The organism is Dictyobacter halimunensis (assembly GCF_036245075.1).
On sequence record NZ_BSRI01000001.1, the window covers coordinates 3,371,819 to 3,386,889 of the forward strand.

10 protein-coding genes and 4 pseudogenes are annotated in these 15,071 nt (G+C 52.4%); 4 read left to right on the forward strand and 10 right to left on the reverse strand.

What is annotated here, in order from left to right; translation table 11 throughout:
* Positions 1-225 precede the first annotated feature (225 nt).
* Together AABA21_RS13820 and AABA21_RS13825 are read right to left on the reverse strand one after the other, a co-directional pair.
* A complete protein-coding gene (locus AABA21_RS13820) occupies positions 226-531 on the reverse strand; it encodes an antibiotic biosynthesis monooxygenase (RefSeq protein ID WP_338250886.1) in 306 nt (101 codons plus the stop codon).
* 687 nt (positions 532-1,218) lie between these two features.
* Positions 1,219-1,971, reverse strand: a complete 753-nt coding sequence (locus tag AABA21_RS13825; protein WP_338250889.1) for a carbonic anhydrase — start codon at positions 1,969-1,971, stop codon at positions 1,219-1,221.
* Between the two features lie 610 nt (positions 1,972-2,581).
* Here AABA21_RS13825 and AABA21_RS13830 point away from each other — a divergent pair.
* Positions 2,582-3,407, forward strand: a pseudogene (locus tag AABA21_RS13830) (IS6 family transposase).
* Positions 3,408-3,520: 113 nt separating this feature from the next.
* On the opposite strand, the gene AABA21_RS13835 reads toward AABA21_RS13830, so the two are convergent.
* From AABA21_RS13835 to AABA21_RS13865, 7 genes are all read right to left on the reverse strand, one after another.
* Complete coding sequence (locus AABA21_RS13835) at positions 3,521-3,985, reverse strand: hypothetical protein (protein WP_338250891.1); 465 nt, start codon at positions 3,983-3,985, stop codon at positions 3,521-3,523.
* A 96-nt stretch (positions 3,986-4,081) separates the two neighbouring features.
* Entirely contained in the window at positions 4,082-4,690 is a 609-nt protein-coding gene (locus AABA21_RS13840) for a hypothetical protein (protein WP_338250893.1), read from the reverse strand.
* 712 nt (positions 4,691-5,402) lie between these two features.
* Entirely contained in the window at positions 5,403-6,611 is a 1,209-nt protein-coding gene (locus AABA21_RS13845; RefSeq protein ID WP_338250895.1) for a cytochrome P450 family protein, read from the reverse strand.
* A gap of 240 nt (positions 6,612-6,851) precedes the next feature.
* Positions 6,852-8,303: an MDR family MFS transporter gene (locus tag AABA21_RS13850; RefSeq protein WP_338250897.1), complete on the reverse strand. Its 1,452-nt coding sequence runs from the start codon at positions 8,301-8,303 to the stop codon at positions 6,852-6,854.
* On the reverse strand, positions 8,300-9,595 hold the full coding sequence (locus AABA21_RS13855; protein WP_338250899.1) for a glycosyltransferase: 1,296 nt from the start codon (positions 9,593-9,595) through the stop codon (positions 8,300-8,302). The genes AABA21_RS13850 and AABA21_RS13855 overlap by 4 nt, the downstream gene beginning before the upstream one ends.
* Before the next feature lie 55 nt (positions 9,596-9,650).
* Positions 9,651-10,556, reverse strand: coding sequence for a DUF4013 domain-containing protein (locus AABA21_RS13860; RefSeq protein ID WP_338250901.1), 906 nt, complete (start codon positions 10,554-10,556; stop codon positions 9,651-9,653).
* Between the two features lie 12 nt (positions 10,557-10,568).
* Positions 10,569-11,195: a TetR/AcrR family transcriptional regulator gene (locus AABA21_RS13865; RefSeq protein WP_338250903.1), complete on the reverse strand. Its 627-nt coding sequence runs from the start codon at positions 11,193-11,195 to the stop codon at positions 10,569-10,571.
* 181 nt (positions 11,196-11,376) lie between these two features.
* Here AABA21_RS13865 and AABA21_RS13870 point away from each other — a divergent pair.
* The 3 genes and pseudogenes from AABA21_RS13870 to AABA21_RS13880 form a co-directional block, all read left to right on the forward strand.
* A pseudogene (locus tag AABA21_RS13870) lies at positions 11,377-11,466 on the forward strand (IS6 family transposase); the annotation flags it as partial.
* Positions 11,467-11,533: 67 nt separating this feature from the next.
* A protein-coding gene (locus AABA21_RS13875; RefSeq protein WP_420917116.1) for an IS630 family transposase occupies positions 11,534-12,654 on the forward strand; the annotation gives its coding sequence in 2 pieces (ribosomal slippage) (positions 11,534-11,957 and positions 11,957-12,654; 1,122 coding nt in all).
* Between the two features lie 11 nt (positions 12,655-12,665).
* A pseudogene (locus AABA21_RS13880) lies at positions 12,666-13,421 on the forward strand (IS6 family transposase).
* A 628-nt stretch (positions 13,422-14,049) separates the two neighbouring features.
* Here AABA21_RS13880 and AABA21_RS39410 read toward each other — a convergent pair.
* Positions 14,050-14,908 (reverse strand): annotated as a pseudogene (locus AABA21_RS39410) (IS5 family transposase).
* Positions 14,909-15,071: the final 163 nt, after the last annotated feature.

Genomic DNA, 15,071 nt, shown 5'->3' on the forward strand with positions numbered 1-15,071 from the left:
TACCAGGCCGTGAGGCGAGTGGTGTTGTTGGCCATCATGGTGGTCCATTCTGTTGAGCTGTTAAAAGTGGCGAATAGAAGTGATTTCACGAGAGTTCTGCCGTCGCTGCGTGAAGGTATCGCACGAAAAGGGGCGAATGTTGGGAACTGAATGGAAGAGTCGTGTGAGGAGGAAAGAACGGGGCTGGCGATCTCAGCAGTAGCTGATCCGCAGCCCTGATGGTTCTTATGGCGTGGTTCTCACCTCGTAATGGCGAGCGAGTGGTTCAACTTTTGAGAGCAGGTTTCTGGCTTCTGGCTCAAAAACAGGGATAGTGTAGTCTGGCCCTGCAAAGGCCCGCACAGCATCCAATGATTCAAAGAAATTGACCACGACGAACTCTACTTCACCGCTGGCCTCCTGTCGGAGAATGTATCCGCCTTGATACCCATCGATCTGGTGGAGACCAGGAATCACGTGTTCTCGAAGCAACCTCTCGTAGGCATCTGCGTGTTCTGTCGATGTCCAGCCTTTCCACAAGCGTGCAATCAATGCGTCGTACCTCCTGTCATTTTGTCTGCGATAAGATGCTCAATGAACTTGTTTGTAGTATATCTCTTCTCTCCGTTGGTTCGTAAGAGGAAGAATAGCTTTTTTTCTCCCGGATGCCTCTTTTTGTGATGATGGCACTGTCGATGGTGCTATGCGTTGACATTGGCTGTTGTTTGTTGCCCTGTGTGTTCCATTCCTCTGAAAAAGCCTTCCTCTGAAAAAGCCTTCGCATGACGGGGGCTGAGGGTCATCCCACCTCCGAAGATGACCTGGTTTTTACCCTTTAACTGTTCAGCTTTCCGCGAGGCGCACTGACAGCGTCTGTGAGCGTCGTCTCGCAGCCCCCTTGAGAAGCCAGCGCGCCTAGGGCATCCAGCGTCTGAGCGAGCTGAAGCCGATTGCGAACCAGGGTGGTTGTCCGTGTGGATGCGGGAAGATGCCGAGAAGATGCCAAAGGATACCAGCAGGGAACCACCCGGAGTAGGAGTGAGTGTGCAGCAGGTCGAAATGCATCACCACAAGTTCGTCGAGCTTCCACTATGGCCCCTCCTCTTTTCCCGTTCTGCCGGTTTTCTTTCCCTTCGTATCCTCTCTTGGTCTAGACAGGCTTGCCATTCTCGGTTTATTTAAGCAATGGCAGCTTGCCCTGATCTTGTTTGCCCGGGAGCTGGATTCGCCGCGTACATTTCACCGCTTTATGGAGCTTAAAATGATGCGCACTGTTCCTGCGTCGAGGTCGTAGTCGCCACCAACGATGGTCAATGTGCCTGTCTGGACTGCTGCGCCGATGATTGTTGAGCGCGAAGAGAGCGCATGCACCGTGTACACGATGTTATGGTGGATTGCGCTGGAGAGGCGAGCATTTCCCTGGCCCTGTGCCTTGAGGGCAGAAGGGCGAATGTAGTCAACAAGATACTGGATGTGACCCGGCGCGACTGCGTGGTGATCAACGGCTTCAAGGGCAGCCTGTACTGCCCCACAGCGTTCATGCCCAAGCACCACCAGGAGAGGGATGGCGAGTTCTGCAATGCCGTACTCAATGGTGCCAAGCGCTGCATCATCTATGACCTGACCAGCGGTGCGGATTGTGAAGAGATCGCCTAAATGCTGATCGAACACCAGTTCAGGTGGTACACGTGAGTCAGCACAACTGAAGACGATGGCCAATGGCGTCTGTTTCTGCGCAATGGCTTGGCGCAGTGCGGCGGTCTCACCGCGCTCAAAACGGCGGTTCCCATCGAGCAACTGTTGCAATGCTTGCTGAGCGGTAGGGACGGTTTGCGTGGCAGTGGGAGGGCTGCTCGTCTCCGGTGCTCCTCCTCCTGCCGGGGTAGCGTATAGGGTCGGAGCTGTGGGAGAGGAGGAAAGACCGATTATGCCCATGACAGCCAGACCTGATGCCGCCAGGAAAGCACGCCGCGTTGCCAGTTTGCAGAGCATACGAGGTTCCTTTCTTTGATACCAAAATGACGCCAGGAATGCCGCAGAAAAAGAAACAGGGTCTAACTGACTGTTCTTCAATCTTATAACTGATTACTGCTTGCTTGTCAAGAACCTTATTGGTAATTTGGGCCAAGAGTGATTGGGTTTCAGCGCGACATACGGAGGATGACACCCAGTTATCCTTGATCTCGTGTACATATTTTAGAGAGACCACGTGAGAGTCGCTCTCTTACGGAACGGGACTGCAGACCCCTTTTCAGCGCGTGGGAAGACCCCTGATGCTTCATTGGGGGATGTGGTTGGACCCCTCATAAGTACGTGAGGACCCATTGGCAACCTCTGGTATGTCGGTGGGCATACCGCATCCACAGTCCCAGGTCTCTCTGCCCAGGAGTTGCTCGAAGATGAGAGGAGGTTGGACTGATGACGAAGAAAGCAGAGCAGCGCCCTGATCTCAATGCGGTTCCCCTGTTCAAAAACGAGTCCTTGTACGTTGGTATCGATGTCGGGAAGAGGTTCTGTCAGACCTCAAACAATATCTTGGCACAGAGCCAAGCTTCTGTTATTCTTACTGGGAATAAGAAATGTAAAAGGAAAGCCTCAACCGATGAAATGTCCTTATTGTGCGGCATCCGTAACCAAGAAGCGTGCGAAGAAAACGGAACTTGGCTATACAACCTTCTTCTGCCCAATGTGCCGGCGCACTTTTTTTTAATGAACGAACTGGCACTCCATTCAACTATCTTGAGGCCCCCACAGACGTCGTCTTCCTCGTTGTTCTGTGGCGACTGCGCTATAAGTTGAGCCTGCGTGACGTCGCCGAAATGTTTTTAGAGCGGGGTTTTATGTTTACGCATGAGACTGTCCGGGACTGGGAAACACGGTTTGCGCCCTTGCTTGCGGACCAATTACGGACAAAACGGCGCGGCCAGGCTGGAAGATTGTGGTACGTCGATGAGACCTACATCAAAGTCCAGGGGAAGTGGTGCTATCTCTATCGGGCCATTGATACGGATGGCAATCTGGTTGATTCGCGGTTGAGCGAAAAACGAGATATGGACGCAGCCAAACAGTTTTTCAAGCAGGCTATGGCTGTGGTTGGGCATACTCCAGAGTCGGTGACGACTGATGGGCATCGTTCCTATCCACGTGCAGTACGCGAGACCTTGGGCCATGAGGTCGTACATCGGACGAATGTCTATCTGAATAACCGCATCGAACAAGATCATCGAGGGATCAAACAACGCTACTATCCCATGCGTGGCTTCGGGAGCTTTGCATCAGCAGCCCGCTTCTGCCGTGCGTTTGATGAGCTTCGTCAGTTCTTTCGGGTTCGGATCATCAGAGAGCAAAAGGTTTCTTTGGCCCAAAAACGTGAGGTGTTCCGTCAGCAATTGGACGCATTGAAGACTTTGGTGCCGATGGCCTCGTAGGGAGAAGTGCGAGATAAAGGACATGCTTTGTTTGCTTTTGTGTTCTCAATTCTGACACTTCCGAAACCACCTGATCGGTTTATGAGTTCCTTCCTATTTCTACCTCAATAGGGTTAGGCTGTTCGTCGGCGTCCCTGGTACTCATATTTATTATTAAAGATGCGATTGCCACAAAAGATATTTCGTTGGCTAAATTCCTCTGGAGTGGTGGCCCGAAGTTTTTCTTGCCCTCGTACATGGTCCGCTCCGAGTCCCTGATACCAAGCGCGATCTAATGTGTAGTATGGATCACGTGCCCAGTCTGGGCACTCGAGTGAATACATATGACAGAGGTAGTTGGCAGATGCTGCGCAAAAAACGGCCCAGCGAAATTGCTCGGGTGTTATATTTGGAGGAAGCAATAGTGGATCGTGAAGTAACGCTTCACGGTGCCCTTTAAATTCACCGAAGAACTGATGCATAAATTTGCCCAGAGGAATCCACGGATCTTCTCCTGCGCAGATTTGTTCAAATGAGCGTTGCAATGTCTGGAAGCGAGCACGATCTCGTTGCTCTATTTGTTGCTCGCGCACTATCATGTATTCTTTCCTCCCTTTCTCTAAGTATATCACGTGCGAAGGAATATTTATAGATTGGAAGTGATCCCTGAATTGAAAGGGATCACTCCTGTTCAATTAAGGGAACAACAAGTCAAGCTGGTCATCTACCTGCCAGAACATTTGGGCTTCTGGAAGGAGAAAACGATCAATGATCTGTTTGGCCTGTGCCCGATTTTTGATCTTGAGGTCCCTCATCAGCACTTGAATGTCATTCACATCCTTTGGTCGGCTCGCCGCGATCTTGGTGGCAAACACATATTCCCTGGTGGGAAGATAGCAGTAGAGGATTCCTTGAAATGATTGCCAAAAGGTGACCTCTGGTTGAGGAGCATCATCGTAGTAATATGAGGCCGCCTCATCATTGAGCCAGTCTCCTGCAAGTTCAGAATGACGTTGTGCGATGATGTGCACCGCTCGCTTAAATTCTGCTGAAAAAGGTACTCCCGTACGAGCCTGAGCTATTTCTGTGTGTTCTATGGAAACCTGAAATACTCGATTTCTTGGGATACGTGAAGGCCGCTGGATGATGGCAAAGTCGATATCTTCAGTAAACCTCCGCTTTTTTTGTATCAACATATATGCTCCTCCAGCGATTAATAGATGAAATTGGGCCGAGGGAACTTGCAATTGTCGGAGGACTTCGGCTAACTCATCTAAGTATTTTTCAATTTGCTTGCTATCCATGTCTTTTCCTCTTTCATTATGAGAAATGAAACAATAAGGAAAGGAGAATAAGACATGTTGGGCTTAGCTGATATACATCAGCATGCTACAAGCATGTAATATATTTAAACTCCTTTCCATATTATACGCTAATCAGATGTTTTTTTATAGACAAAGTGCTTTCACCTATAGCAGTTTGTCTCAGTCCGTAGGAGAACCTGACTTATGCAAAATCCTCCTCTGCTCGTTGCCAATCGCACTCTGTGAGGCCGATTTGCAATGCTCGCTCGCACCATTCGTCGTCGAGGCCTCTCCGGGCGGGACAGATGGGCGCATCGTATTTCCTCTTGCCGTATTTTTTCTTATTTGGAGAAAGTAATGGTAGCTTTTTCGTGCAAGACAGGTTTCCACAAGGACGAAAAGCGCCTGGTGGTACGTCATATGTGATTGTTTTGCTAGTTGTTGAGCAGCTGTTTCTACACTATCTACCCAGCCACCAACCTGTTTTCCCTCTGCGCACAAAGAGGACAGATCATCCCTGTGGCTTCATCGCTGAAGTCTGTGTTTCTCCCCCTATGAAGCAGAGCTTTGCTCGACCTCACCTTTCTTGGCGGTGCATCTCTTTATGAAGGCGATGTGGAAAACGAGCAATTATCCTCGCGCAACTTTCTGATTTTGTGAACAGATGTCCCAAGTAGCCAACACAGGGGAAAGATGCCCCTCCTGCTCAGTTTTAGAAGGTTACGGGAAGCGCCTCGAGTCCACGCAGGATCATACCGCCGCGCCAGCGCAGGTTCTCGGGCTTACTTGCCAGGTGGAGATTGGGCAGGCGTTGGAGGAGTGTGGGTATGGCGATCTGACCTTCGAGTCTGGCCAGGGGCGCACCGAGACAGTAGTGAATACCTTGTCCGAAGGCAAGGTGGCGGTTATTCGTCCGTGCAATATCGATGGTGTCGGGATTATCGAAGTAGTTGGGGTCGCGATTAGCTGAGCCAACCACGGCCAGAACCATCTCTCCGCGTGGGATAGTCGTGCCAGCAATAGTGACGTCTTCGCGAGCATAGCGCTCGGTCGCCGTTTCAGCGGGACAGACGAAGCGGACCAACTCTTCAATTGCGCTCTTGCTTAGCTCTGGTGCGTTGCGTAGCTTTTGCATCTGGTCAGGATGCTCCATCAGTGCCAGCATGCCGCTACCGATCAGGTTTACTGTTGTCTCATGACCAGCGCTGAGGAGGAGGAAAATCATGGAGACGACCTCGTCTTCATTGAACATATCGTTGCCTTCTCTGGCTTGTACCAGCGCGGTAATCAGGTCGTCCTGGGGGTGGGCCTGGCGCTCTTTGATCTGTTTGCGCAGGTAGCGCATAAAGCTCATCATCGCAGGCACAATCACCAGGGGATTTGGATTTGACGCGGCTGAAAGGAAGGTTTTGGTCCAGCGATGGAACTTCTGGTTGTCACTGCTGGGAATACCCAGAATGCGTGCGATCATGGTCAGAGGCAGTGGTAAGGCGTAGTCAGCGATCAGATCCATCTGCCCTCTGGGCGCGATCCCCTCTAGCAGCTCGTCGGCCACAACCTGAACCTGGTCCCGCATCTGCTCAATACGCCGGGGCGTAAAGGCTTTATGGACCAGGACACGCAAACGGGCGTGATCAGGATCATCCAGGCTGAGGAGGCTCTTTGAGAGTGGCTTGAACATAGCTGGCATGCGTGGGGCCTTCTTCAGCTGTTCTGGTGTCATAGCGTTCTTGGGATCTTTGACAAAGCGCTCATCCTTCAATACCGCCAGGACGTCGTTGTAGCGTGTAACCAGCCAGGTTCTGCCGAATCGTTTGAGCGTGACAGGATAGACCGGGGCTTCGCTTCTCAGTCTGGCATAGAACGGAAATGGATTGGCTTTGAATGTCGCGTCGGTGATATCAATATTTGTCAGTTCCATAATCTTGTTCTCCTTGTGTTACTGTTTGGCGTAACGATTATCTTTTGCTACCTCTACCTGAGGGGTAGCGATGGTATCTTCTCCTTGAGATGCGAGTGTATCCCGTAAGAACACTGCCACGACCAGGATGAGCAGGCTGAGGCAGAACGTGATGACGAATGCCTGATGAATGCTGCTCGCTAATGCCTGCCGCACGATCTCAAAAAGATGGTCGAGTAGCGACGTCGGGGCAAGCCCTTTCTATACAATGCTCTGGCGATACGCTGTACTGGTGAGCACCTGCTTATCGGTGGCCGCTTTCAGAAAGGCTGCTGGTAGGTGGCGAGCGGCGTTTGGTAAGTGATTGCTGATCTCTAAAGATGAGACCGTATTGATGATGGTGCCTAATACAGCGGTCGCCACGGTTGAGCCCATAGAGCGTAGAAAGGTGACTGCGCTCGTGCCTACGCCCAGGAGTTGCCTGGGCAGGGCGTTCTGTGTTGCCAGATTAACCAGCGGCATGAGTATCCCCAGACCAATGCCGATCAAAAACACGTCGCGTGTAATCTCGAACGAGGTCGTTGTGGGTGCCATCTGCGTCATCAGAAAAACACCTGTGGCAAGCACCACAGCGCCGATAATGGCAATAGACTTGTAGCGACCAATCTTCGCGATGATACTGCCGGTGAGTATTGAGAGTATCGCCACCGTGAAGGTCAGCGGTGTCATGACCGCACCTGAACTGGTGGGACTCTGTCCCTGCACTGCCTGCATAAAAAGCGGCAGGTAGACGACGATGGCGAAGAGCACCATACCGAGTAAGAGCGAGAGCAGTGCGCCAGCGGAGAAGCTCTGGTTCTTAAAAATGCTGAATGGCAGGATCGGGTCCTGTACATGAGACTCGGTGTAGCAAAAGAGCAGGAATAGCAGCACAGTGGCTACGAAGAGTCCGAGTATCTGTGGCGAGTTCCAGCTAGAGAGCTCACTACCCCACGTCAGAACGAGCAGCAGACAGATGATCGTACCTGCGATTGTGAGCGCCCCGATGAAATCGATGCGCCGCAGTTTCTCGCGGATAGACTGTGTGGCTTTCTCTGCTAAGAAGGTGCGCGGGAGCCATAGGCTCGTCAGGACCAGGGAGCAGACTCCCAACGGAATATTGACGTAGAAGATCCAGCGCCAACCGAGATGATCGGTGATCCATCCACCTGCCAATGGTCCAATAATGCTGGCTATGATAATCACGGCTGAGAAGAGACCCAGCCAGCGCGCACGCTCTTTGGGCGGGAAGATATCGGCCACAAGGACGAGCGTCATCGTCTGCAGGATGCCTGATCCCATTCCCTGTACGCCACGAAAGATGATGAGCTCGATCATACTATGTGACGTTCCGGCGAGCATTGAGCCTAGCAGAAAGATTAATACTCCTCCAATGAGAAACCATTTGCGACCAAAAAGATCGGATAACGTGCCCGCGATGGGAATCGTGGTGGTCGAGGCCAGCAGATAGATGGTTACCAGCCAACTGTACAGGCTAAAGCCGTGCAGGTCCGCGATAATACGTGGCGTGGCTGTATCGACGATCGAGCCATCGATGGCTGCCATCAGCAGGGTGGTGAAGAGCGCGCTAATGGTTGCCACGAGCGGCCAACCACGCAAGCGAGCTGACACCGTGCTTGCGCTCTCTGTGGCGCTGTCTTGTGTTGTGCTCATCTGGGTACTCCGGTGCTTCGTGGAGCGGAAAGACTTTTATTCTGGCTCTGCTCGATGATCTCAACTGCTCGTGCAACGCCGTTCTCGGCGCGGATACGCTGACCAAGTGTGGCTGCCTTCTTACGCATCGCGTTATCGTTCATGGCCTGCTCAATAGCATGTGTGAGCCTGCCGGCGGTGAGCTTTTTGCGCGGGATCGGTTGAGGTCCGACGCCGAGCGGGTGGACGCGCTGACCCCAGAATGGCTGGTCGGCGAAGAAGGGGACGATGATCGAGGGAACCCCTGCCGCCAGTCCCGCTGCTGTGGTACCGACGCCACCGTGATGGACGACCGCCGCCATGCGTGGGAAGAGCCAGCTATGCGGGATCGACTGTGTCATATAGACATTCGATGGCAACTGTTCTTTTTTGAGGCCGCCCCAGCCTTCATAGACCACGCCGCGCTGGCCGGTGCGCTCCAATGCTTGCAGGACCAGGTCCGCTGTCTCTTCTGGCTTACTGTTGGTCATGCTGCCGAAGCCGACGTAAACGGGTGCGGGACCCGCTTGCAGGAATTGCACGAACTCGACGGGTGGCTCCCAGCCCTCGGATGGTTCGAGAAGCCAGTAACCAGTGACGTGTTGCGACGCATCCCAATCGTGTGGTCGTGGAAGAACATGCGAACTATAGCCGTAGAGTGTTGGTTGCTTGCTTTTGCGTAAAGCGGAGAAGGGTCCCCAGAACGAGGAGGGTTTCAGGTGTAGCGCCTGCGTGCGGACCTTCGTATCCCCGCCACGGAACGATTGCCACATCATCTGTTGCGCGATCTGGTGGGATGGCTTGTTGAGCCAGCGGGTCAGTGGAGACTGCGGCAGGGGCGTCAGCGCGCTGGGAAACTCGCTGGTCGGATGGAAAGGAACCAGATAAGCGAGCAGGAGTGGGATGTTGAGATACTCCGAGAGCGAGGCGCCGCTGGCGATGCCACTGAGTCCACCCAGCATAAGATCTGAACCTTCGCAGGCACGGATGCTGGCCTCAACGGCCTGTACGGCCTGCTTTTCGGATGCTTCCCGCATACGTGCCAGAACGGTTAGCATGTTCCCTTTGTCTAAGAGCCCTTGCATCTCTCTGGCGGCAGCCTCAGCACTACCGCCAGTCGAAAAAGCCTCCAGGCCATACTCGGTGATCAGTGATTGAAAATCGTCCGAAGTCACGACGCGAACAGCGTGACCTGCATCCTTCAAGCCCTTGCCCAGCGCTACATAAGGCTGCACGTCGCCACGGCTCCCTCCGGCAATAATAGTAATCTGCATAAAGTGTGTACTCCTATCCTATTCGTGCGGTTGAATGGTAGTCCGTATGTCTGTACTAGATTACTGTTGGTGTCTCTGAAAAAGAGACATTGTTTGATGGTGTCGTGCTGTTTATTGATGTGATCCCGATCTGCATCCCATAGCGGGCAAAGAGATACCACATTGCGAGCGAGCAGACGACAATGGTGAATAAGCCAGGCAGGACCAGCAAGACCAGGCCCAGGCAGCTTACAAGGAGCGTGATGACTCCCAGCAGGAATAGATTGAGTATGAGTATACTAGTGGTGGCGCGGTGCTGGAGAAGAAGCGTGATACTGGTCGTTGGTGAGAAGAGTCCCCGTTGCATGATCGCCTGACGTACTCCTCCCAGACCCAGGCCGAGCCCGATTACAGAGATGAGCAGGGTGAGTAGAACGTACAGCGCGATAGTTGCAGCGTTTGGTCTGCGAAAGTTCGTATCTGACACAACAGCTTGCAAGACAAAGATGGCCAGAATCATTACGAAAAGCGGTACGATCTTTGCGAAGATGGAACCAGATTTTGGTGCCTGCTTGAGTGCGGCTCCCGTTTGTGTCTGCTTGTGGCTGCTCATGAGCAAGCCTCCAACGATGGCAATCAGAGGGATGCCGATAGAGAGGATAATGCTCAATGTACCCATGCTGCCGGTGTTCACACGTAGACCAATTGTGCTCATCCCTATGATGGCTCCGGTTATAAGGATGGGCAGGCAGTAGAGGAGTCCAGCCATTATCATGCGCAGGCCATTGCCGAGTGCTTGTTGCCAGCGTATTGGTGGCAGATTGGCCTCTCCGGCGTAGACCGCACGCACGATCTCGAGGCCATAGCCAAGGAGCATAAGCTGACCGATAACAGGAATCAATTGCAGCAGTGTCAGAGCGAGAAGGCGGCGAGTCCAGCCCCTCCCCTGAAAAGGATAACGTAATGCCTGTGTCAGGATCATTTTTCATTTCTCCTACAATGGTTCTTTTTTGATGCCGTTAACAATCAGTGAGGCAAGCGTATCAGGCAATGTATCCCATTGTGCTTCAAGCGTTTGATCGCCCATGCTCTGTTCTAGCAACAGGCCAAGGATCATCCCTGCAATGGCACGTATCGTCAGATCGATATTCTGTGGTGAGATCATGCCTTGCTCTGACCAGTGGCGCAGGTATGCTTCACCTCCTTGCAGCATCGGTCCCAGCACCTGTTGATGAAACCGTTCGCGTAGCTCCTGATTGACCAGAATCTCCGAGACAATCACTTTAAAGAGTTCGAAATTATCTTTTTTGAAGGCCATCAATGGCTGGTGGATAAAGGCCTTCATAACGCTATGAATGTCTGCATCGGGTTCTAGCAAAAAGCTCATATCCTGTTGAGCTCGCGTTCTTGGGGGCTCAAGGATGCCAAGCAAGAGCGCCGTCTTATTTTCGAAGTATTTATAGATCGTTCCATCCGCCAGATCAGCCTCGCGCGCGATATCTTTAATGGTCGTCGCATGGAAGCCTTTCTGCGCGAACACCTTGATCGCCGCATCGAGGATCTGAGCGCGCCGGGCGGCAGCCAACTGCTCTTGTAGGGACGCTTTCACGGGATCTTTCATAAGCCTGCCTCCTTTATATAAATGAATGAATGATCGTTCACTGTGAATGATTGTTCGCTCATTATAATAGAGAGATGCTAGGCTGTCAAGGCTTGTGATACCATTCGATCAACATGGTTGTGTTGCAAAGATGACGCCAATGCGATAAGCTTGGGCTTATTCTCTGAAGAGAGGCCCTGCCATGGAACATGCCAAACTATTCAAATGGCGTCATTTTGAAGCAGCGATCATTTTGCTCTGTGTTCGTTGGTATCTTCGGTATGCTTTAAGTAGTCTTCCACACTAGATTTGATGCCTGGCTTCTCCTTGAGGTATGCTAAGAGAAAAAGGACAATTCAATGGTTCTGATCCACCAAGTCAACCTGACGGAGGAAGAGCGCAAACAACTACACGATCTGCTCAAAGTGGGAGAACATCCGGCGCGAACCATTGTTCGAGGATATATCTTACTGCTGGCCCATCAAGGCAAATCGGACGACGACATTGCGCAGACTCTGGAAGTAGGACGAGCAACAGTCCAACGAGTACGGAAACGCTATTGTCAAAAAGGACTTGCATATGCCCTCAACGAGTTGCCGCGGCCTGGAGCCAAACCCCGACTGGACGGGAGACAAGAAGCCTATTTGATCGCTTTAGCCTGCAGTGATGCTCCCGAAGGGCGCACCTGTTGGACCTTACAACTGCTCGCCAATAAGTTGGTCGAGCTTCACATCGTCGAGGAAATTTCTGATGAAACCGTCCGTCGTGTGCTAAAAAAAACGACCTCAAGCCCTGGCTCAAAGAAGAGTGGTGCATTCCCAAGGTAGGTGCGGAGTTTGTCTGGCGGATGGAAGATCTTCTCGACTTGTATATGCAGCCCTACGACGAAGCATACCCTGTCGTCTGCATTGATGAACGTCCCTGCCAATTGATTGGACATCTCCAGTCACCGGAACCACCGCGCCCCGGCCGGCTCGCTCGCGAGGATACCGAGTTTTCGCGACATGGTGCATGTAGCACCTTTCTCATGTTTGAGCCACAAGCAGGCTGGCGCCATGCTCTCGTGAAAGCAACACGCACGAAGCGAGATTTTGCCGATTGTCTCAAATACTTGCTCGATGAGAAATATCCTCAGGCTTCCAAAGTGCGACTGGTGCTCGATAATCTGAATACACATACTCCTGCTGCACTCTATGAAACGTTTGCCTTTCCAGAAGCGCTCCGCTTAGCCAAACGAATCGAATGGCATTATACACCCTTGCATGGAAGCTGGTTGAATATGGTTGAAATCGAGCTTTCCGTCTTAGTGAACCAATGTCTCAAGCGGCGCATCGGCGATATCGAGCAACTCCGTCAAGAAATCGCTGCGTGGGAGCAGGCACGCAACGCGCAAAGAGCTACGGTGCAATGGCGTTTTACTCCTCCTGATGCGCGGATTAAACTGAAACATTTGTATCCGTCACGTGAGGAGGCTCCTTAAACGAAAAGAGGATCAGGCATCACCTTCAGTGTGGAAGACTATTAAGCTACCGAGACCTGGAAGAGATGATGCGGGAGCGGGGCCTATCCATCGACCATACGACCATCTATCGTTGGGTTTAGCACTATGCTCCAGAATTGGAAAAACGCTGTCGGCTTCACCTGAAAGCCTGGAATGATTCGTGGAAAGTCGATGAGACGTACATTAAAGTCAAGAAAGTTTGGATGTACCTCTATCGCGCAGTGGATTCTGAAGGAAATACGATCGAGTTTCTCCTGAGCCCAACGCGGGATGCAGAGGCTGCCAAACGCTTCTTCCTCAAAGCCTTGCAACGCACAACGTATTCTCCCCCTCAAGACCGTTTGCCCCTGGAACTCATGAAAGATCCCTCGGTAGAGGATGCAGCTCAACCCACCGCTTCTGCTCGTTTTGAGGTCCGCAGCATGATCCCAAGAGTGATCAATGTCGATAAGAACGCAGCCTATCCCAAAGCGATTGCCGGGCTTAAAGCAGCCGGAGTGCTGCCTGAACATGTGGAACTGCGGCAAGTGAAATACCTCAACAATCTGATCGAGCAAGACCACCGGTTCATCAAACGCTTGACCAAGCCAGGGATGGGCTTTTTCTCCTTCGAAACAGCCTGGCGAACCGTCCAAGGCTTCGAGGTGATGAACATGCTGAGGAAGGGGCAGGTACAAGGCGTGAACAAAGGCGATGTACAAGGGCAGGCCGCACTGGTCGCCAGACTCTTTGGAGTTGTTGTCTAAGCTGAACAAGGAGAGGCATTCCACGCTCATCTTGTTTCTTCTCATTTCTTGCAACACAACCCCTGAAAGAAAAGGGATGATCTGAAAGAAAGAGGATGACCTGAAAGAACTGGAGCTGAAAGAAACAGATCTACCTGAACCGTGTATGGATGGGTCTGGGTGGTGGTGTCTGTGTGGAGGAGGATGCACACCCCCTGGAAAGAGGTGGTTGGTAGACGGACATATCCCCACGCCAGTCGGTTGAGTTGAGCTTCATCCTGACGAGGAGGGGATGGCGTGAACCGTGTATGGGAGGGCCTGATTGGTGGTGCGCTGCGCTGGTGAGTTGGTGGCGCGAGATCTGGTTGCTGACGTGTCAGGAGACGGCTATGGTTTGTGCTGGTGGCAGCGAGAGTTGAGGTGGGAAGGATGTCAGGTGCCATGTCAGGTGACGGGTCAGGAGACAGCGTGGCGTGTGGAGGGAGGGAGTGGTCTGGTCGGATGAGTGCGAGAGCGCGTGAACAGGAGAGAGGTGGGCGGTGCTGGAATGCCCTTTCCAGCACCGCCCATGTAGCGACAGCCAGCATATTCCGCTTTTGCTATTGTTGAGTCCTGATTTCTTGTAGTTACGTGTTAGAGTGTGTCGTAATTAGGTTGCCACTGAATGGAAAGGAGCCAAACGAGTCAGAAAGAGCCGGATCGAAGCGATCTGGATCAAAGCTTCACTGCTGGAAGGCAGGCCCTCATAATCGCGAGCCAAGCGCCGGGAACGGATCAACCAGCCAAAAGTGCGTTCCACCTTCCATCGGTGCCGTTGCACCTGAAAGCCGCCTTTGGGGCCACAAACGCGGACAAGTTCGCCGTTGATGAGAGCCCAAGGATCCGGCTTGGGAACAATCTCGGTTGTCCAACCCAGGTGCTCTTTGATCCACGCAACGAGTGGCCCGCTGTAGCCGCTATCGGCGAACAGATGCTGCAGACGCCTGAAGCGCCCGGCGAGATCCTGCAGGAGCAAGGGAGCTCCTCGACGATCAACGAGTCCTGCCGAATGAACCTTGACAGCGAGCGGCAGTCCAAGGGTATCCACCAGCAGATGCCGTTTGCGCCCGAAGATTTTTTTTCCCGGCGTCGAAGCCGCGGTCGCTGCCTCGCACGGGACTGGTCTTGATCGATTGACTATCGATGATGGCCGCACTCGGTTCTTCATCTCAGCCTCTCTGCGTTCGGACTTGCTTGCGTAATGCGGTCATCGCCTTTTCCCAGGTGCCATCGAGTTTCCACCGACGGAAATAATGATAAACGGTTTTTCCGTTGGGCAAATCATGTGGCATCTGCCTCCATGAACAGCCTGTTCGCAAAAGGTAGAGAATGCCATTGACGATCTCGCGCCGCGCAATGGGTTCACGAGGCGACCAGTTTCCGGGTTCTGGAATGAAGGAAGCCAGGATCTCCCATTGCGCATCGGTGACATCGGAGGGATAGGGCTTTCGGACACGCTGCTTGCTCATCTGATCTCATCCTTTCTCTTGGCTTGACGGTCTCCTTTCTTTTTCTCTATCGGTACATTTCTTAGTTACGACACACTCTTAATGGTAACCTATTTACGAGCGCTTGATGCGAAACGTTGCGCAAGAACATTTATTTAGGGATACAAACCAGAATTTTACAGGG